The organism is Georgenia satyanarayanai, assembly GCF_009193135.1.
GTDB lineage: Bacteria > Actinomycetota > Actinomycetes > Actinomycetales > Actinomycetaceae > Oceanitalea > Oceanitalea satyanarayanai.
In genome coordinates this window covers 1-18112 of record NZ_VUKC01000009.1, presented here as the reverse complement: position 1 = coordinate 18112, position 18112 = coordinate 1, and the positions used below count along the sequence as shown (strand labels likewise).

17 protein-coding genes are annotated in these 18112 nt (G+C 73.7%); 15 read left to right on the top strand and 2 right to left on the bottom strand.

Translation table 11 applies throughout. The features are described from left to right. Positions 1–24: 24 nt before the first annotated feature. Complete coding sequence (locus GD632_RS10795; protein ID WP_152191982.1) at positions 25–480, bottom strand: hypothetical protein; 456 nt, start codon at positions 478–480, stop codon at positions 25–27. A 253-nt stretch (positions 481–733) separates the two neighbouring features. On the opposite strand from GD632_RS10795, the gene GD632_RS10790 reads away from it, so the two are divergent. From GD632_RS10790 to GD632_RS10775, 4 genes are read left to right on the top strand one after another with little or no spacing between them, the layout of a single operon-like run. After that, on the top strand, positions 734–1996 hold the full coding sequence (locus GD632_RS10790) for a sensor histidine kinase (RefSeq protein ID WP_193311445.1): 1263 nt from the start codon (positions 734–736) through the stop codon (positions 1994–1996). Positions 1997–2006: 10 nt separating this feature from the next. Beyond that, positions 2007–2660 (top strand): response regulator transcription factor, encoded by a 654-nt coding sequence (locus GD632_RS10785; RefSeq protein ID WP_152191977.1) that lies wholly within the window; start codon positions 2007–2009, stop codon positions 2658–2660. Positions 2661–2685: 25 nt separating this feature from the next. Next, positions 2686–3762, top strand: coding sequence for a winged helix DNA-binding domain-containing protein (locus tag GD632_RS10780; protein WP_152191974.1), 1077 nt, complete (start codon positions 2686–2688; stop codon positions 3760–3762). A gap of 52 nt (positions 3763–3814) precedes the next feature. Beyond that, complete coding sequence (locus tag GD632_RS10775) at positions 3815–4315, top strand: flavodoxin domain-containing protein (protein ID WP_152191972.1); 501 nt, start codon at positions 3815–3817, stop codon at positions 4313–4315. A gap of 159 nt (positions 4316–4474) precedes the next feature. Here GD632_RS10775 and GD632_RS10770 read toward each other — a convergent pair whose 3' ends face one another. After that, a complete protein-coding gene (locus GD632_RS10770; RefSeq protein ID WP_152191970.1) occupies positions 4475–5206 on the bottom strand; it encodes a class I SAM-dependent methyltransferase in 732 nt (243 codons plus the stop codon). Positions 5207–5406: 200 nt separating this feature from the next. On the opposite strand from GD632_RS10770, the gene GD632_RS10765 reads away from it, so the two are divergent. The 11 genes from GD632_RS10765 to tyrS all read left to right on the top strand — a co-directional run bounded on the left by GD632_RS10765 (position 5407) and on the right by tyrS (position 17351). Beyond that, positions 5407–6666, top strand: coding sequence for an FUSC family protein (locus tag GD632_RS10765; protein ID WP_193311444.1), 1260 nt, complete (start codon positions 5407–5409; stop codon positions 6664–6666). A 124-nt stretch (positions 6667–6790) separates the two neighbouring features. Continuing rightward, positions 6791–7867, top strand: a complete 1077-nt coding sequence (gene argC, locus GD632_RS10760; RefSeq protein WP_193311443.1) for an N-acetyl-gamma-glutamyl-phosphate reductase — start codon at positions 6791–6793, stop codon at positions 7865–7867. Next, on the top strand, positions 7864–9030 hold the full coding sequence (gene argJ / locus GD632_RS10755; protein ID WP_152191964.1) for a bifunctional glutamate N-acetyltransferase/amino-acid acetyltransferase ArgJ: 1167 nt from the start codon (positions 7864–7866) through the stop codon (positions 9028–9030). The genes argC and argJ overlap by 4 nt, the downstream gene beginning before the upstream one ends. Next, positions 9027–9953: an acetylglutamate kinase gene (gene argB / locus GD632_RS10750; protein ID WP_226924805.1), complete on the top strand. Its 927-nt coding sequence runs from the start codon at positions 9027–9029 to the stop codon at positions 9951–9953. Before argJ ends, argB begins: the two co-directional genes overlap by 4 nt. Further along, a complete protein-coding gene (locus GD632_RS10745; protein WP_405002534.1) occupies positions 9950–11197 on the top strand; it encodes an acetylornithine transaminase in 1248 nt (415 codons plus the stop codon). Before argB ends, GD632_RS10745 begins: the two co-directional genes overlap by 4 nt. Then, on the top strand, positions 11194–12135 hold the full coding sequence (gene argF / locus GD632_RS10740; protein WP_152191959.1) for an ornithine carbamoyltransferase: 942 nt from the start codon (positions 11194–11196) through the stop codon (positions 12133–12135). Before GD632_RS10745 ends, argF begins: the two co-directional genes overlap by 4 nt. 2 nt (positions 12136–12137) lie before the next feature. Further along, the gene (gene argR, locus GD632_RS10735) at positions 12138–12704 is read left to right on the top strand and encodes an arginine repressor (RefSeq protein WP_152191957.1); all 567 of its coding nucleotides are present in this window, start codon (positions 12138–12140) and stop codon (positions 12702–12704) included. Next, positions 12701–13984, top strand: a complete 1284-nt coding sequence (locus tag GD632_RS10730) for an argininosuccinate synthase (protein ID WP_152191954.1) — start codon at positions 12701–12703, stop codon at positions 13982–13984. Before argR ends, GD632_RS10730 begins: the two co-directional genes overlap by 4 nt. Beyond that, positions 13977–15389: an argininosuccinate lyase gene (gene argH / locus GD632_RS10725; RefSeq protein ID WP_152191952.1), complete on the top strand. Its 1413-nt coding sequence runs from the start codon at positions 13977–13979 to the stop codon at positions 15387–15389. The genes GD632_RS10730 and argH overlap by 8 nt, the downstream gene beginning before the upstream one ends. Continuing rightward, positions 15389–16018 (top strand): DNA-3-methyladenine glycosylase, encoded by a 630-nt coding sequence (locus tag GD632_RS10720; RefSeq protein ID WP_152191950.1) that lies wholly within the window; start codon positions 15389–15391, stop codon positions 16016–16018. Before argH ends, GD632_RS10720 begins: the two co-directional genes overlap by 1 nt. A gap of 64 nt (positions 16019–16082) precedes the next feature. Then, on the top strand, positions 16083–17351 hold the full coding sequence (gene tyrS, locus GD632_RS10715; RefSeq protein WP_152191948.1) for a tyrosine--tRNA ligase: 1269 nt from the start codon (positions 16083–16085) through the stop codon (positions 17349–17351). Positions 17352–18112: the final 761 nt, after the last annotated feature.

The following is an 18112-nucleotide window of genomic DNA, read 5'->3' as shown; positions in this document are numbered from 1 at the left end:
GACCCGGCCCCCTCGGTCGTCGTGTCAGCGCGGCGTCGCGTCCCCGTCGGCGGCGTGCCGCCCGTGCGTCGGGTCCTCGTCCGGGTGCGGGCGGTCCGCGGTGTCCCGGGTGATGCCGCCGTCCCCGTGGAGGTCGGGGTCGAGGGCGTCGGCGTCGGCACGTTCCCGCTCCACCTGCTGACGCGCCTCCTCGGCGGCCTCGGTGCGCTTGCGGGCCTCCTGCTCGAGGCGGTCCGCCTCGACCCGGGCGCGCTGCGCCTCCGCCTGCTGCTGGAGGGCGGCGGCCTCCCGCTCGCGCGCGGCGATGTCCTGCTCCTCGGCGTGCGCGCGCAGGTCCCGGGCGTGCTCCCGGTTCTCCCGCTCACGGCGGGCCCGTTCCTCCTGCTGCCGCCGCTTGCGCTTCTTGGAGGCCGAGAGCACGAGGGCGATGACGATCGCCAGCACGACAACTCCGATGACGATCCAGACCCAGGGTTCCATCACACGCTCCTGTTCGTAGAGGGTCCGCCCATCGAACTGGACACCGGGCCCGCCCGCGACCGGGGCGGCTCCCGCGGCCAGGGGTAGGGCATGCCCCACCTCCAGGACGCCGGGTGGCCCCGCTGACCGCGCCGCCGCCGCCGGGAAGGCTGGAGCCATGACCACGACACCGCCCCCCGCCGCCCCGACCCGCCCCGCCCGCGCCCTAGGATCGAGCGGTGCTGCCGACCGGCCGTCCCGAGACGAGGCTGAGATGACCGCGTCCCCCCGCCCGCGCCGGCTCCTGCGGCGCACGGCCCGCGACAGCGGCTACCTCCTGCTGTCCTTCCCCCTGGCCGTCGTCGGCTTCGTCCTCCTCGTCACCACCGTGTCCGTCGGTGCGGCCTCGCTCGCCGCCTTCCTCCTCGGTCTGCTCGTCCTCGCCGCGGGACTGGCCGCCGCCCGCCGCATCGGCGACCTCGAGCGCCGCCGGCTCGCCGAGGTCGGCTTCCCGCTGCCCGCCGTCCTGCCCTCCCGCGGCGGCCAGCGGGGGACCTCCTGGGTGCGCGGGTGGCTCACCGACCGGCAGGCCTGGCTCGACCTCCTCTTCCAGGTCCTCAACTTCCCCCTCTCCATCGCCTCCTTCGTCCTGGTGATCACCTGGCTCGGCGTGGGGCTCGGCAGCCTCGCCTACCCGCTGTACTCGTGGGCGGTGCCGGAGGGCGACATCGGCCTCGCGGACCTGCTCGGCGCACCCGGCCCCGTCCTCGACAACGCCCTCACCGTCCTCACCGGACTCTTCTTCCTCGCCTCCGCCCCCTGGGTCGTCCGCGGGATGGTCCACGTCCACCACGCCTGGGCGCGGGTCACGCTCGCCGGCACCAGCCACACCGCCCTCGAGCAGCGCGTCAGCACGTTGACCGAGAGCCGCGCCGCCGTCGTCGGGGCCGAGGCGGAGACGCTGCGGCGCATCGAGCGTGACCTCCACGACGGCCCGCAGCAGCGCCTCGTGCGCCTGACGATGGACCTCGAGGCCGCCCAGCGCCGCCTCGCCGAGGGCGACAGCGAGGCGACCCGCGCCCTGCTCACCGAGAGCCTCGAGCACGTCCAGGGCAGCCTCGCCGAGCTCCGCACCCTCTCCCGGGGCATCGCCCCGCCGATCCTCGTCGACCGCGGCCTGGCCGCCGCCGTCGTCTCCGCCGCCGGGCAGAGCCCCATCCCCGTCGAGACCGACGTCGCCCTCGCCCCCGGCCAGCGGCTCGCTCCGGCCCGCGAGTCCGCCGCCTACTTCGTCGTCACCGAGGCGCTGACCAACGCGGCCAAGCACTCCTCCGCCACCCGGGTGGCCGTGCACGTCGGGATCGACGACGACGGCGTGCTCCGCGTCGTCGTGGCCGACGACGGTGTGGGTGGCGCGCACCCGGGCAAGGGCCACGGCCTGGTCGGGCTGCGGGACCGGCTCGCGGGCGTCGACGGCGAGCTGCGCGTGGACAGCGCGGACGGGCACGGCACCGTGGTGAGCGCGGCGATCCCGTAGCATCCGCCGCGTGCGTGTCGTGCTGGCCGAGGACTCGGTGCTGCTGCGCGAGGGCCTCGTCCGGCTCCTGGAGGAGGCGGGCTGCGAGGTCGTCGCGGCCGTCGGCGACGGCGAGGCGCTGGTGGCCGCCGCCCGGGAGCACCGGCCGGACGTTGCCGTCGTCGACGTCCGGATGCCGCCGTCGTTCACCGACGAGGGGCTGCGCGCGGCGCTCGCGGTCCGCGAGGAGGTGCCCGGCACGGCGGTGCTCGTCCTGTCCCAGTACGTCGAGGAGTCCTACGCCGGTGACCTGCTCGCCACGGGCGGGGGAGTGGGCTACCTCCTCAAGGACCGGGTGTCGGCGCTCGCGGAGCTGTCCCAGGCGCTGGAGCGGCTCGTCGGGGGCGGCACGGTGCTCGACCCGACCGTCGTCTCCCAGCTCTTCGCCGCCCGCCGGGCCCGGCCGCTGGACCGGCTGACGCCGCGCGAGCGGGAGGTGCTCGCGCTCATGGCCGAGGGCAGGACCAACCCGGCGATCGCCCGGGCGCTGGTCGTCACCCCGAAGGCCGTGGAGAAGCACGTCTCGGCGATCTTCGACAAGCTCGACCTGCCACCCTCGACCGACGACCACCGCCGGGTGCTCGCGGTGCTCGAGTGGCTGCGGGCCAACGAGGACGGCAGCTGACCGCATCTGGCCGTAGATTCCGGCCATGGTGACGGACCACGACATCGCCCGGTGGCGGCTGCGCACCCAGCACCTCACCGCACCCGCCCCGGACGCCGGGGCCGTCGTCCGCGGTCTCCTCGCCGTCCAGGCGGAGAACCGTCAGCAGGCGGGGTGGGCGGTGGCGTGCCGCACGGTCCGTCCCCGGGCGGCCGAGCTCGACGCGCTGCTCACGGCGGGCGAGGTCGTCCGCACCCACGTCCTGCGCCCCACGTGGCACTTCGTCACCGCCGACGACGTCGGGTGGCTCCTCGAGCTCACGGCGCCGCGGGTGCGGCCCGTCGTGCTGCGCCAGCTGACCGACCTCCACGGGTGGGGTGCGGCCGAGCTCGACCGGGCCGCCGACACGGTGTGCGGGTCCCTCGCCGCGCACCCGGACCAGGACCGCGCCCAGCTCGGCGAGGAGCTCGCCGTGCGAGGGCTCGCGACGTCCGGGCAGGTGCTCATGCTGCTCCTCGCTCTCCTCGAGCTCGACCGGCGTGTGTGCAGCGGCCGGGAGCGGGGCGGCACCCACACCTACGCCCTCCTCCCCGACCGGGTGGGCGACCGGCGGCGCCTGGAGCGCGACGAGGCGCTCGCCGAGCTCGCCCTGCGCTACGTCGCCGGCCACGGGCCGGCCACGGAGCGCGACCTCGCCTACTGGGCGACCCTCACCGTCACCGACGCCCGGCGCGGCCTCGAGCAGCATCGCGACCGGCTCGACACCTTCACCCACGACGGCCGGACGTACTGGCACACGCCCGGCTCCGCCCCGGCCGGCGCCGAGCAGCCCGCCGGGCACCTCCTCCAGCTCCTCGACGAGACCTACCGGGGCTACCAGGACAGCCGTATGGTGCTCGACGCCGCGGGCCTCGTCCCGCGCGGACGCGAGGCGGCCATCGGCATGGCGCTCGTCGACGCCCAGCTCGTCGGCAGCATGCGGCGCACGGTCGGCGCCCGTGTCCGCTTCGACGTCGTGCCCTACCGCCCGCTGGCGCCGGCCGACGTGACCGCCCTCGAGGAGGCGGCCGCCCGCTACGGCGTCTACCTCGGCCTCGAGCCCGAGCTGCGCGTGCGGGCCTAGAACCGGACGAAAGTCCCTCGCGTCCCATGCACCGGGCGGCGACAGTGGAGGCATGCGCATCCTCGTCGTCGCCGCCTCCAAGCACTCCTCGACCACCGAGGTCGCCGACCTGATCGGCACCGAGCTCGGGTCCCTCGGCCACGACGTGCGGCGTGAGCCGGTCGAGACGGCCGAGACCGGTGACGCCGAGGCGGTCGTGCTCGGCTCCGCCGTCTACATGTCGCGGTGGATGGCGCCGGCCCGGGACTTCGCCGAGCGCAACGCCGCGGTGCTCGCGGCCGTGCCGACGTGGGTGTTCTCCGTCGGCCTCGTCGGTGCCGAGGCGGACGACCCGCTACGGATCGAGGAGAAGGTCCTCGACAAGGTCAGCCCCGTCGGAGCCGCCGCCTTCACCGGTCGCCTCGACTCCGCCATCCTCTCCCTGCGCGAGCGGTCGGTCACCCGCCTCACCCAGGCGCCCGAGGGTGACCAGCGCGACTGGCACGCCGTGCGTGCCTGGGCCCGCAGCATCGACGCCGAGCTCCGCGAGCACCTCGCCGCGGGGACCGGCTGAACCGCTCCGCACGATGCGCCCCGGTGGTTCCTCTCCTGGCCGACCGCTTGGGGAGGCCACGGCAGCGGATCCCGGCGGTGCAACGGGAGCAGGCCTGGCTCACCTGCGGCCGTGCCGTGCCCGCGATGAGTCACCGGTTGCGGACGGTCGTTCCGCCTCCTACGCGATCGGGGTCTGGGTAGACGTCGTCGGCTTCTCTGCCACGAGGAAGAGGAAGCACAGGAAGGCGCTGCGTTCACCGCTGGCGATCCGGGGTGGCATCACCTCGGCCGGGGTCTCGGAGGAGGGCGGGGGCTCGTCCAGCACGCGCAGGCGGAGGTCGGCGTCGAGGACGGCGCGGACCACCTCGCGCAGGGGGCGGTGCCAGAAGGTCAGGGTGGTGGTGCGGCCGTTGAGGTCGACCTCCTCCTCGTACTCACGGGTGGCGAAGTAGTCCTCGTGCAGGGCGTTGATCTGCCGGACGAACGGGTGATTGACGCTCGCCACCAGTCGCCCACCTGGCTTGAGGACGCGTCGGATCTCCGCGAGTGGTGCGTCCCAGTCCTGCACGTAGTGCAGAACGAGAGACGCGGCGACGTCGTCGAAGGTGTCGTCGGCGAAGGGCAGGGGGTGGCTGAGGTCGTGGACGGTCAGCGGCACCGTCCGGCCGAGGCGGCGGCGCGCCAGCTCGATCATGGCGGGGCTGTTGTCGAAGCCGGTGACGTCCGCGCCCCTGGTGACGAGCTCGGCTGCGAGCGGCCCGGAGCCACATCCCGCATCGAGGATCTGCCGACCGCTCACGTCCCCGAGCAGGTGGAGCATGGCCGGCCGCTCGTAGTGCGCGTTCAGCAGGCTGTTGGCGTTCTCCTCGTCGTACTCGACCGCGAAGCTGTCGTAGACACCGGCGCTCATCCCATCTCCTTCTCTGGCTGATGGTTCCGAACATAGGTGCTCCCAGACCCCGGCGTGCTGGTGGCAGGCGGTCCCTGCGAGATCTGCACACAGCGTCCACGTCCGGCAGGTGCAGCTGCGGCTGGCGCGGCGCCCGCCCCCTATCGGCCAGTCGGCCGTCGGCTTGTAGGCTCGCTATCTCCGACCGACGGGGAGTCGCCGTGCCCGAGTCAGCCCGTGCCCGGGGAGCGCTGCGCCGGTGGCGCAGGTGGGGGCAGGTGGCGCCGGCCTGGTTGCTGCCGCAACCGGTGCTGTCGCTCCTGGCGTGGGTGGCCAGGCTGACGACCGCCTCCGTCGTGGCCTACCTGCTGACGGTGTGGCTGGTCGACGGCCCCATCGATCTCACGGGCGCGCTCACCGCCCTCCTGGTGGTCCAGGCGTCGGCGACGGCAAGCTTCCAGATGGGCGTCGTCCGAGTGGGCGCCGTGCTGACCGGGGTGCTGGTGGCGGTCACGCTGTCGACGTGGGTGGGGCTGACCTGGTGGAGCCTGGGAGGAGCGATCGCGCTCGCCCTCCTGCTCGCCGCGGTCCTACGCCTCGGTGACCAGCGGCTGGAGACGGCGATCAGCGCCATGCTCATCCTGGGCACGGCGGGCTCGGAGGTCGCGGCGGAGACTCGCGTGCTGACCACGCTCATCGGTGCCGGCGTCGGGATGGCGTTCAACCTGCTGCTGCCGCCGCCCGTTCCCTTCCGGGCCGCGGTGACCGACGTGCGCAACGTCGCCAACGGCCAGGCCGCGTGCCTGCGGGCAGCCGCCTCGTCGATGGCCCAGCACCCGATCACCAAGGGCGCGGTCGGCAGCTGGCTGGACGAGGCACGCGCCATCGCCCTGGCCATGGAGCGCACGGAGGCGGCGATCAGCACGGTCACGGACATGCGGCGTTTCAACCCCCGCGCGATCGGCACCCCCGAGGTCGAACCGGTCCTCCGGGCCGGACTGGCGTCCCTCGATCGCTCGTTGCTCGGGATCCGTGCCCTTCTCGCCACCATGTTCGCGGAGGCGCCCGAGCACGAGACGCCCGACGACGGCTACGGCGAGCAGGTCCGCCCCGCGTTCGCCGTCCTGCTCGATCATGTCGCGGACTGTCTGGAGGCCTTCGGCGCGCTCGTCGAGGCCGAGGCCCACAGCTCCGAGGTCGAGGTCGAACGGAACCTGGCAGAGAGCCTGAACCTCGCCGGTGAAGCGCGTGCCATCCTCACCGAGCTGCTCCTGGTCGACCCGCGGGAGGAGACCGGGCTGTGGCTGCTCCGCGGCTCGATCCTCGCCGCCGTCGACCACGTGCTGGACCCGCTGAAGCTCGAGGACCGCGCTCGGCTCCGGGAGAAGCAGCGGTCGCGCAAGCCGCGCGCGAGGATCCCGGACCCCGGGTTCGCCCGCGACGTGCTCGCTCGCGGACGGCGGCGGCGTCGGCAGGAGTAGGGCACCCGGTCTCACGGCCGGCCCGCTGACTGGACCGCCAACCCGTGGGATGGGCGTCGCCGGGAGGGTCCTCCGGCGTGGCGGCTCGACCTTGTGAGCCTTTCATTCACTGCTGTGTATAGTTATGCGGGTGACTGTTTCTGTGGCCGTGGCCGGAGCGAGCGGGTACGCGGGTGGAGAGGTCCTGCGGCTGCTCCTCGCGCACCCCGAGGTCGAGATCGGCGCGCTCACCGCGAACGCCAGTGCCGGCGACCTCCTCGGTCAGCACCAGCCCCACCTCCTGCCGCTCGCCGACCGGCTCCTCGAGCCCACCGACCCCACGCGGCTGGCGGGGCACGACGTCGTCGTCCTCGCCCTCCCGCACGGCGCGTCGGGCGAGCTGACCGACGCCCTCGCCGCGCTCGACGGTCCCACACCGCTGCTCCTCGACTGCGGTGCCGACCACCGCCTCGAGCACGTCGCCGACTGGGACGACTTCTACGGCGGCACCTTCGCCGGTGCCTGGCCCTACGGCATGCCCGAGCTGCGGCACGCGGGGGAGAGCGGCACCGCCGCCGCCCAGCGGGCCGTCCTCCGGGAGGCGCGCACTGTCGCCGTCCCGGGGTGCAACGTCACGGCCGTCACACTCGCCCTCCAGCCCGGTGTCAGCGCCGGCGTCGTCGACCCGACCGACGTCGTCGCCGTCCTCGCCAACGGCTACTCCGGCGCGGGCAAGTCCCTCAAGCCGCACCTGCTCGCCGCCGAGGGCCTGGGCACCGCCACCCCCTACGCCGTCGGCGGCACCCACCGGCACGTGCCGGAGATCGAGCAGAACCTGCGCCGCGCCGGCGCGGGGGACGTGCGCCTGTCCTTCACCCCCACGCTCGTGCCGATGGCCCGCGGCATCCTCGCCACCGTCACCGCCCCCCTCGTCGCGGGGACGACGACGGCGCGGGTCCGGTCCGCCTGGGAGGACGCCTACGGGGGGGAGACCTTCGTCCGGCTCCTGCCCGAGGGGCGGTGGCCCACGACCGCGGCCACCCTCGGCGCCAACACCGCCCACGTCCAGGTGACCGTCGACGAGCGCGCGCGCCGCGTCGTCGCCGTCTGCGCGATCGACAACCTCGTCAAGGGCACCGCCGGTGCCGCCGTCCAGTCCATGAACCTCGCGCTCGGGCTGCCCGAGCAGCTCGGCCTCAGCACCGTGGGAGTCGCCCCGTGACCGTCACCGCAGCACGCGGCTTCCGGGCCGCCGGCGTCCCCGCCGGGCTCAAGAGCTCCGGCGGCAGGGACGTCGCGCTCGTCGTCAACGACGGCCCCTCCGCCGTCGCGGCGGCCGTCTTCACGACCAACCGCGTCGTCGCGGCCCCCGTCGTGTGGTCGCGCACCGCCGTCGGGGACGGGATCGCCCGCGCCGTCGTCCTCAACTCCGGCGGCGCGAACGCGTGCACCGGCCCGGAGGGCTTCGCCGACACCCACGCCACCGCCGAGCACGTCGCCGAACGGCTCGGCGTCTCCAGCGGGGACGTCCTCGTCTGCTCCACCGGCCTCATCGGCGAGCGGCTCGACATGCCTGCCCTCACCGCCGGTATCGACACGGCGGCCGCTGCCCTGTCCGCGGACGGCGGCCGGGACGCCGCCGAGGCGATCATGACGACCGACACCGTCGCCAAGACCGTCCACGTCGAGGGCGGGGGCTGGTCGGTGGGTGGGATGGTCAAGGGCGCCGGCATGCTCGCCCCCGCGCTCGCCACGATGCTCTGCGTCCTCACCACGGACGCCGAGCTCGACGCCGCCCAGGCCGACGCCGCGCTCCGCGAGGCCACCCGCCTGAGCTTCGACCGCGTCGACTCCGACGGGGCGATGTCGACCAACGACACGGTCATCCTCCTCGCCTCCGGCGCGAGCGGTGTGCGCCCGGAGCCGGCCGCCTTCCAGGAGGCCCTGACCAGTGCCGCCCAGCAGCTGGCCCGCCAGCTCATCGCCGACGCCGAGGGGGCCAGCCACGACGTCGCCGTCACCGTGACCGGCGGCACCGACGAGACCGCCGCGCTCGCCGTCGCCCGCGCCGTCACCCGCTCCAACCTGTTCAAGGCCGCGATGTTCGGCAACGACCCCAACTGGGGGCGGATCATCGCCGCCGCCGGCACCGTCCCCGAGGACGTCGCCCCCTACGACCCGCTGCTCCTCGACGTCACCATCAACGGCGTCCAGGTGTGCCGGGCCGGGGGCGTGGGGGAGGACCGCTCGCTCGTCGACCTCGCCGCGGACCGCGAGATCCACGTCGAGATCGCCCTCCACGCCGGGGACGCCCCGCCCGTCACCGTGTGGACCAACGACCTCACCCACGACTACGTCCACGAGAACAGCGCCTACTCGACATGACCGAGCTCCCCGACAGCCTGCGCCCGGACCAGAAGGCCGAGGTCCTCCTCCAGGCCCTGCCCTGGCTGCGCCGCTTCGCCGGCACCCGCGTCGTCATCAAGTACGGCGGCAACGCGATGGTCGACGAGCAGCTCCAGCGCGCCTTCGCCGCGGACGTCCTGTTCCTCCACCAGGTCGGTATGCAGCCGGTCGTCGTCCACGGCGGCGGGCCGCAGATCTCCGCCATGCTCGACCGCCTCCAGATCGCCTCGGAGTTCCGTGGCGGCCTGCGGGTCACCACCCCCGAGGCGATGGCGGTCGTGCGGATGGTCCTCACCGGCCAGGTGCAGCGCGACCTCGTCTCCCTCCTCAACGTGGACACCGCCCACGCCGTCGGTATCTCCGGGGAGGACGGCGGGCTGCTGCGCGCCGAGCGCCGCACCGCCGTCGTCGACGGCGAGCCGGTCGACGTCGGTCTCGTCGGCGACGTCGTCGAGGTGCACCCCTCCGCCGTCGAGGACCTCCTCGCCGCGGGCCGCATCCCGGTGATCTCGACGATCGCGCCTGACGTCACCGACCCCTCCCAGGTCCTCAACGTCAACGCCGACACCGCTGCCGCGGCGCTCGCCGTCGCGCTCGGTGCCCGCAAGCTCGTCGTCCTCACCGACGTCGAGGGCCTGTACCGCGCCTGGCCCGACCGCTCCTCGATCGTGCGTCGCATCGCCGCGAGCGAGCTCGCCCTCATGCTCCCGGACCTCCAGTCCGGGATGGTCCCGAAGATGGAGGCCTGCCTGCGCGCCGTGCAGGGCGGCGTGCCGCAGGCGCACATCATCGACGGCCGCCAGCCGCACTCGGTGCTGCTGGAGATCTTCACCGACGCGGGCGTGGGCACCCTCGTCCTGCCCAACTGGGCTTCCCAGTCCACCCACCCGGAGGCACCGTGAGCGAGATCGTCCCCGAGACCCAGCAGCCCGCGGCGGTGTGGGCCGAGCGCTACACCGGCGCCCTGATGAACACCTTCGGCCCGCCCCAGCGTGTCCTCGTGCGCGGGGAGGGGGCGTGGGTGTGGGACGCCGACGGCGGCCGCTACCTCGACCTTCTCGCCGGCATCGCGGTCAACTCCCTCGGCCACGCCCACCCCACCCTCGTCTCCGCGGTCTCCGCGCAGCTGGGGACCCTGGGCCACGTGTCGAACTTCTTCGCCACCCCCACCCAGGTGCACCTCGCCGAGCGGCTCCTCGAGGTCGTCTCGCCCGGCGGCGCGCCCGCCGGCTCGCGCGTCTTCCTCGCCAACTCCGGCACCGAGGCGATGGAGGCCGCCTTCAAGCTGGCCCGCCGCCACGGCGAGGGCACCCGCCCGCGGGTGCTCGCCCTCGAGGGCGCCTTCCACGGCCGGACGATGGGCGCCCTCGCGCTCACCCACAAGGCCGCCTACCGCGACCCCTTCGCCCCCCTGCCCGGCGGTGTCGAGCACCTGCCCTTCGGCGACGTCGACGCCCTCGCCGCCGCCATGGACGACGACGTCGCCGCCCTCGTCCTCGAGCCGCTCCAGGGCGAGGCGGGCGTGCGTCCGCTGCCTCCCGGCTACCTCGCCGCCGCCCGGGAGCTCACCTCCCGCCACGGCGCGCTCCTCGTCCTCGACGAGGTGCAGACCGGGATGGGCCGCACGGGACGGTGGATGGCCCACCACCACGACCATGTCGGTGGCGGGGTCGTGCCCGACCTCGTCGTCCTCGCCAAGGGGCTCGCCGGCGGGCTGCCGATCGGCGCCGTCGTCGCCCTCGGCGAGCACGCCGCCACCCTGCTCGGCCCCGGCCAGCACGGCAGCACCTTCGGCGGGAACCCCGTGGCCTCCGCCGCCGCGCTGGCGACCATGCACGTCATCGAGCGCGACGGGCTGCTCACCGCCGTCACCGAGCGCGGCCGCCAGCTGAGCGGGGGCGTCACCGCGACCGGCCACCCGCTCGTCGCGGGCGTCCGCGGCGAGGGCCTGCTCCTGGCGATCATGCTCACCGACCCCGTCGCGCCCCAGGTGGCGCAGGCGGCCCTCGCGGCCGGCTACATCGTCAACCCGGTCGCGCCGGACGCCGTCCGCCTCGCGCCCCCGTTCATCCTCAGCCACGAGCAGGCCGCCGGCTTCCTCGCCGACCTGCCCGCCGTCCTCGACGCCGTCGGAGGTGCCGCATGACCGCCCATTTCCTGCGTGACGACGACCTGTCCGTCGACGCCCAGCGCTCGGTCCTCCAGCTCGCCCTCGAGCTCAAGGCCGGCACGGTCGCACCGCGGCCGTTCGAGGGCCGCTCGGTGGCCGTCCTCTTCGACAAGGCCTCCACCCGCACCCGCGTCTCCTTCTCCGTCGGCATCACCGAGCTCGGCGGCTTCCCGCTCGTCCTCGACTCCGCCGCCACGCAGGTGGGTCGCGGGGAGTCGGTGGAGGACACCGTGCGGGTGCTCGACCGGCAGGTCGCCGCCATCGTCTGGCGCACCTTCGCCCAGTCCGGGCTCGACCGGGCCGCGGCCGTGAGCGCCGTGCCCGTCGTCAACGCGCTCACCGACGAGTTCCACCCCTGCCAGATCCTCGCCGACCTCCAGACGGTCGCCGAGCACCGCGGCGGCGTGGCAGCGGACGGCCCCGCCCTTGCCGGGCGCTCCCTCGCCTACCTCGGCGACGGCGCCAACAACATGGCCCACTCCTACCTGCTCGGTGGTGTCACCGCCGGCATGGACGTGCGGATCGGCGCACCGGCCGACTACGCCCCCGACCCCGCCGTCGTCGAGCGCGCCCGCGCCGTCGCGGCGGAGACCGGCGGCAGCGTACTCGTCACGACCGACCCCGACGAGGCCGTCGACGGCGTCACCGCCGTCGCCACCGACACGTGGGTGTCGATGGGCCAGGAGGGCGAGGCGGGGGAGCGCGAGTCGCCCTTCGTCCCCTACCGGGTCGACGAGCGCCTCATGGCGCGCGGCGAGGACGCCGTCTTCCTCCACTGCCTGCCGGTCTACCGGGGGATGGAGGCGACGGCGGAGGTCGTCGACGGGCCCCGCTCGGTCATCTGGGACGAGGCGGAGAACCGCCGCCACGCGCAGAAGGCCGTCCTCGTCCACCTCCTCGGGGCCACGCCGTGAGCATGCCCGTCACCCGGCCGGCGCGCCACGCCCTCATCTCCCGGCTGCTCACCAACGAGCGCATCTCCTCCCAGAGCGAGCTGAGCGCCCAGCTGGCCTCCCACGGCGTCCAGGTGACCCAGGCGACGCTCTCGCGCGACCTCGTCGAGCTGCGCGCCGGGAAGATCACCCTGCCCGACGGCCGCCAGGTCTACGCCCTCCCGCAGGAGGGCGCGGCCGGCGCGATGGCCCCGCCCGTCGCGCCCGAGCAGGGCCACGGCGCGGCCCGTCTGGCGCGCTGGTGCGGCGAGCTCCTCGTCTCGGCGGACCGGTCCGGCGCGCTCGTCGTGCTCCGCACCCCCGCCGGCGCCGCGCAGCTGCTCGCTTCCGCCGTCGACACCGCGGTCCTGCCCGGCGTCATCGGCACCATCGCCGGGGACGACACCGTCCTCGTCATCGCCCGCGACGAGGAGGCCGGCGCCGAGCTCGCCGCCCGCCTCCTCGCCCTCGCGGCCCCGACCACCCCCGCACCGGCCCGCACCGGGGCCGACCGCACTCCCGCACCATCCATGGAAAGAGACCACGCATGACTGACAGCACCATCCCCGCGACCGCCCCGACCTCCGGCAAGGAGCGGGTGGTGCTCGCCTACTCCGGCGGGCTGGACACCTCGGTGGCCATCGGCTGGATCGGCGAGCAGACCGGCGCCGAGGTCATCGCCGTCGCCGTCGACGTCGGCCAGGGCGGGGAGGACCTCGACGTCATCCGCCAGCGAGCCCTCGACTGTGGTGCCGTCGAGGCCTACGTCGCCGACGCCCGGGACGAGTTCGCCGACGAGTACTGCATGCCGGCGCTCAAGGCCAACGCCCTCTACCAGGACCGCTACCCGGTGGTCTCGGCGCTCTCCCGCCCGGTGATCGTCAAGCACCTCGCGCGTGCCGCCCGCCAGTTCGGGGCCACCACGGTCGCGCACGGCTGCACCGGCAAGGGCAACGACCAGGTCCGCTTCGAGGTCGGCATCACCTCCCTCGCGCCCGACCTCAAGTGCCTGGCCCCCGTCCGCGACCTCGCCCTCACCCGCGACGTCGCCATCGACTACGCCCAGCGCCACCAGCTGCCGATCGAGACGACGAAGAACAACCCGTTCTCCATCGACCAGAACGTGTGGGGACGGGCCATCGAGACCGGCTTCCTCGAGGACATCTGGAACGCGCCCACCAAGGACGTCTACAGCTACACCGACGACCCGGCCTTCCCGCCGGTCCCCGACGAGGTCGTCATCACCTTCAAGGAAGGCATCCCGGTCGCCATCGACGGGGTCCCGGTCACCCCGCTGCAGGCCATCCAGGAGCTCAACCGCCGCGCCGGCGCCCAGGGCGTGGGCCGCATCGACATCGTCGAGGACCGCCTCGTCGGCATCAAGTCCCGCGAGGTCTACGAGGCGCCCGGCGCGATCGCGCTCATCACCGCGCACCAGGAGCTGGAGAACGTCACGGTCGAGCGCGAGCAGGCCCGCTTCAAGAAGGGTGTGGACCAGCGCTGGACCGAGCTCGTCTACGACGGCCAGTGGTTCTCCCCGCTCAAGCGTTCCCTCGACACCTTCATCGACGACACGCAGCGCTACGTCACCGGCGAGGTCCGTCTGCTCCTCCACGGCGGCCGCGCCGTCGTCACCGGCCGCCGCAGCGACACGAGCCTGTACGACTTCAACCTCGCCACCTACGACTCGGGCGACACCTTCGACCAGTCCAACGCCAAGGGCTTCATCGAGATCTACGGCCTCACCGCCAAGCTCGCCGCCGCTCGCGACGCCGCCTTCGGCAACGCGGTGGACCTCGGCACCGGGTCGCTGGAGGCCAGCCATGGCTGACGCGCCGCTGAGCCTGTGGGGTGGGCGCTTCGCCGGCGGCCCGGCCGACGCGCTCACCGAGCTCTCCCGCTCGACGCACTTCGACTGGCGCCTGGCCCGTCACGACATCGCCGGCTCCCGGGCCCACGCCCGGGCGCTGGCGGTGGCCGGTCTGCTCGACGACGCCGAGCTCACCGGGATGCTCGAGGCACTGGACCGGCTCGAGGCCGACGTCGTCTCCGGGGCCTTCGGGCCCCAGCCCGACGACGAGGACGTCCACACCGCCCTCGAGCGCGGCCTCATCGAGCGCGCCGGACCCGCGCTGGGCGGCAAGCTCCGCGCCGGGCGCTCGCGCAACGACCAGATCGCCACGCTCGTGCGCTCCTACCTCCGTGAGCAGGCGCGCCTGCTCGCGGGCGGGGTGCTCGACGTCGTCGGTGCGCTCGTCGACCAGGCCGCCACCCACCCGGGCGCCGTCATGCCCGGCCGCACCCACCTCCAGCACGCCCAGCCGGTGCTGCTGGCCCACCACCTCCTCGCGCACGCGTGGCCGCTCCTGCGCGACGTCCAGCGCTTCGTGGACTGGGACCGGCGGGCGGCCATCTCGCCCTACGGCTCCGGTGCGCTCGCCGGCTCCTCCCTCGGGCTCGACCCGCGGGCCGTGGCGGCCGACCTCGGCTTCACCGACTCGGTGGAGAACTCCATCGACGGCACCGCCTCGCGCGACGTCGTCGCCGAGTTCGCCTTCGTCGTCGCGATGGTGGGCGTGGACCTCTCGCGGATCAGCGAGGACGTCATCGTCTGGGCCACCAAGGAGTTCGGGTTCGTCCGCCTCGACGACGCCTTCTCCACCGGCTCCTCGATCATGCCCCAGAAGAAGAACCCCGACGTCGCCGAGCTCGCGCGCGGCAAGGCGGGGCGCCTCATCGGCGACCTCACCGGCCTGCTCGCCACCCTCAAGGGGTTGCCGCTCGCCTACAACCGGGACCTCCAGGAGGACAAGGAGCCCGTCTTCGACGGCGTCGACACCCTCTCGGTGCTCCTCCCGGCGGTCTCGGGCATGGTCGGCACGCTCACCTTCGACACCGCCCGGATGGCCGAGCTCGCCCCGCAGGGCTTCTCGCTGGCCACCGACATCGCCGAGTGGCTGGTGCGCCAGGGCGTCGCGTTCCGCGACGCGCACGAGATCGCCGGCGCCTGCGTGCAGGCCTGCGAGACCGCGGGCACCGAGCTGTGGGACCTCACCGACGCCGAGCTCGCCGCGATCTCCCCGCACCTCACCCCCGATGTGCGTGCGGTGCTCAGCGTCGAGGGCTCCGTGGCCTCCCGGAACGGGCGCGGTGGCACCGCGCCGGACCGGGTGGCCGAGCAGCTCGAGGCGGCGCGGACGGCACTCACCCAGCTGCGGGAGTGGACGAGCGCCTGATGCTCGACCTCAGCCGGCGGTCGCTGGACGTGGCGCCGCTCCTGCTCGGCGCGCACCTCACGGTGCGCGACGACGCGGGAGCGGTGACCGTCCGGCTCACCGAGGTCGAGGCCTACGACGGCGGCAACGACCCGGGCTCCCACGCCTACCGGGGGCTCACCCCGCGCACCGAGGTGATGTTCGGGCCGCCCGGGCGGCTGTACGTGTACTTCACCTACGGCATGCACTGGTGCGCGAACGTCGTGTGCGGGGACGACGGCCGTGCCAGCGCGGTCCTGCTGCGGGCCGGAGAGGTCGTCGACGGCGTCGAGCTGGCGCGCTCGCGCCGCCCGGCCGCCAGGAAGGACGTCGATCTCGCCCGCGGCCCGGCGCGCATGGCCCAGGCTCTGGGCCTGGCCGGCCCGGACAACGGTGTGGTCCTCGAGGCCGGAGGGCGGGCCGAGCTCGTCGCGCCCGCCACGCCGGCGGCCGAGGTGGCGGCCGGACCGCGTGTCGGTGTCTCCGGCCCGGGCGGTGACGGCGAGACCTTCCCGTGGCGCTTCTGGCTGCCCGGCGAGCCCACCGTCTCCGCCTACCGGCCCGGGGTGCGCCGCCGTCGTCGGCCGACGGACGGCGGACCCGGCCGCTGAGCGGACGGGGCACACTAGTCCCCGGGGCCGGACCGGTCCCGACCGACCAGGAAGGTACGCAGACGTGAGTGACATCCTCGAGGAGCTGGAGTGGCGCGGGCTCATCGCCCAGGCCACCGACCGCGACGCCATCGGCGCCGCCCTCGCCGCGGGACCGGTCACCTACTACTGCGGCTTCGACCCGACGGCGCCCAGCCTCCACCACGGGCACCTCGTCCAGCTCATCCTCCTGCGCCACCTCCAGCGCGCCGGTCACCGGCCGATCGCGCTCGTCGGCGGGGCCACCGGGCTCATCGGCGACCCGCGCATGTCGGGGGAGCGCACGCTCAACGACCGCGAGGTCGTCGGTGAGTGGACCGAGCGCCTGCGCAGGCAGATCGAGCCGTTCCTCGACTTCGCGGGCGAGAACGCCGCGCGGATGGTCAACAACCTCGACTGGACGAGCGACCTGGGCGCGATCGACTTCCTCCGGGAGATCGGCAAGCACTACCGGCTGGGCACGATGCTCGCCAAGGACACCGTCGCGCGGCGCCTCGCCAGCGACGAGGGCATCTCCTTCACCGAGTTCAGCTACCAGATCCTCCAGGGCATGGACTTCCGCGAGCTCCACCGCCGCTACGGCTGCACCCTGCAGACCGGCGGCAACGACCAGTGGGGCAACCTGCTGTCGGGGGTCGAGCTCATCCGCAAGGCCGACGGCACGGGCGTCCAGGCGATGACGACCCCGCTCATCACCAAGGCCGACGGCACGAAGTTCGGCAAGAGCGAGGGCGGGGCGGTGTGGCTCGCCCCGGACATGATGAGCCCGTACGCCTTCTACCAGTTCTGGCTCAACACCGACGACGGCGACGTCGAGCGTTTCCTCAAGATCTTCACCTTCCGCAGCCGGGAGGAGATCGCCGAGCTCGTCACCGCGGTGGCCGAGCGACCCAAGGCCCGGGAGGGGCAGCGGGTCCTCGCCCAGGACGTCACCACCCTGGTCCACGGTGCGGAGGCGACCGAGCGGGTGGAACGGGCCTCGCAGGCGCTCTTCGGGCGCGGCGAGCTGCAGGGCCTCGACGCCGAGACGCTCGGGCACGCGGTGGCCGAGCTGCCGCGCGGCGAGGCGGTGGTGGGGGAGTCGAACCTTGTCGACCTTCTCGTCGCAACGGGTCTGGCGGCGGGGCGGTCAGCCGCGCGCCGGACCATCGCCGAGGGCGGTGCCTACCTCAACAACGTCAAGCTCACCGACGAGGACCACGTGCTCGCGCCCGAGGACCTGCTTGCGGGACGGTTCGTCCTGCTGCGCCGCGGGCGCCGCAACCTCGCTGTCGCCGAGGTGGCCGGGGCCTGACCTCGGCCCCACACGACGCCCGTCGGCCACTCGGCCGGCGGGCGTTCGGCGTCTGCGGGCGCGCGCGTATAGCCGAGCCGGCAGTCACCGCCGGGCGACGCGCCGTGTGAACGACCGCACAGGCGTGATATCCGCAGCCGGAGTCGGGCGAGGGCCGTTCGAGCGAGGCAAACGCGCAGGTCACCGGCACATTCCCGGGTGGTGCACGGGGTGGGTGGGGCGCAGTTGACGGTGGGTTGCGGGCCGCGTAATGTTTCACCTCGTTGCCCCCCAGGGAGGCACGGACGCTAGGCCGGGAGGCTGGGCGGCCGGTCCCGGGGTTGGCGAGTCCACACCGAAGCGAGTGACTGTGTCACGCCCGCGGGTTGTGGTGGTCGAGAGAGTGGCCCTGGAGAAGTGAGTTGACGGGGCTGGTTCGATCGGGTAAGTTGAAGAGGTTGCCCCGGTCCGGGGTTCGGGTCTGATGGTCCGGGTCCTGGCGGTGTGTGTCTGTTTCTTGAGAACTCAACAGTGTGCCAAGTTTTTTGATGCCAAATATGGTCCTGGTGTCTGGCTTGTTCGTCTGCCGTTGTGGTGGGCGTGGGTCGGGTGTCGGGGTTGTTAGTTTGTTTGGTTGATGCTTGCCCGTGGTTCCTTCTGCGGGTGGGTGTTTGCCTGGATCGCTCGCTGCTCTTTTGGGTGGTGGGTGTTTCTTCGTATGGTTGTTACCCCCTTTGTGGGGTGGCGATAGACATTTACGGAGAGTTTGATCCTGGCTCAGG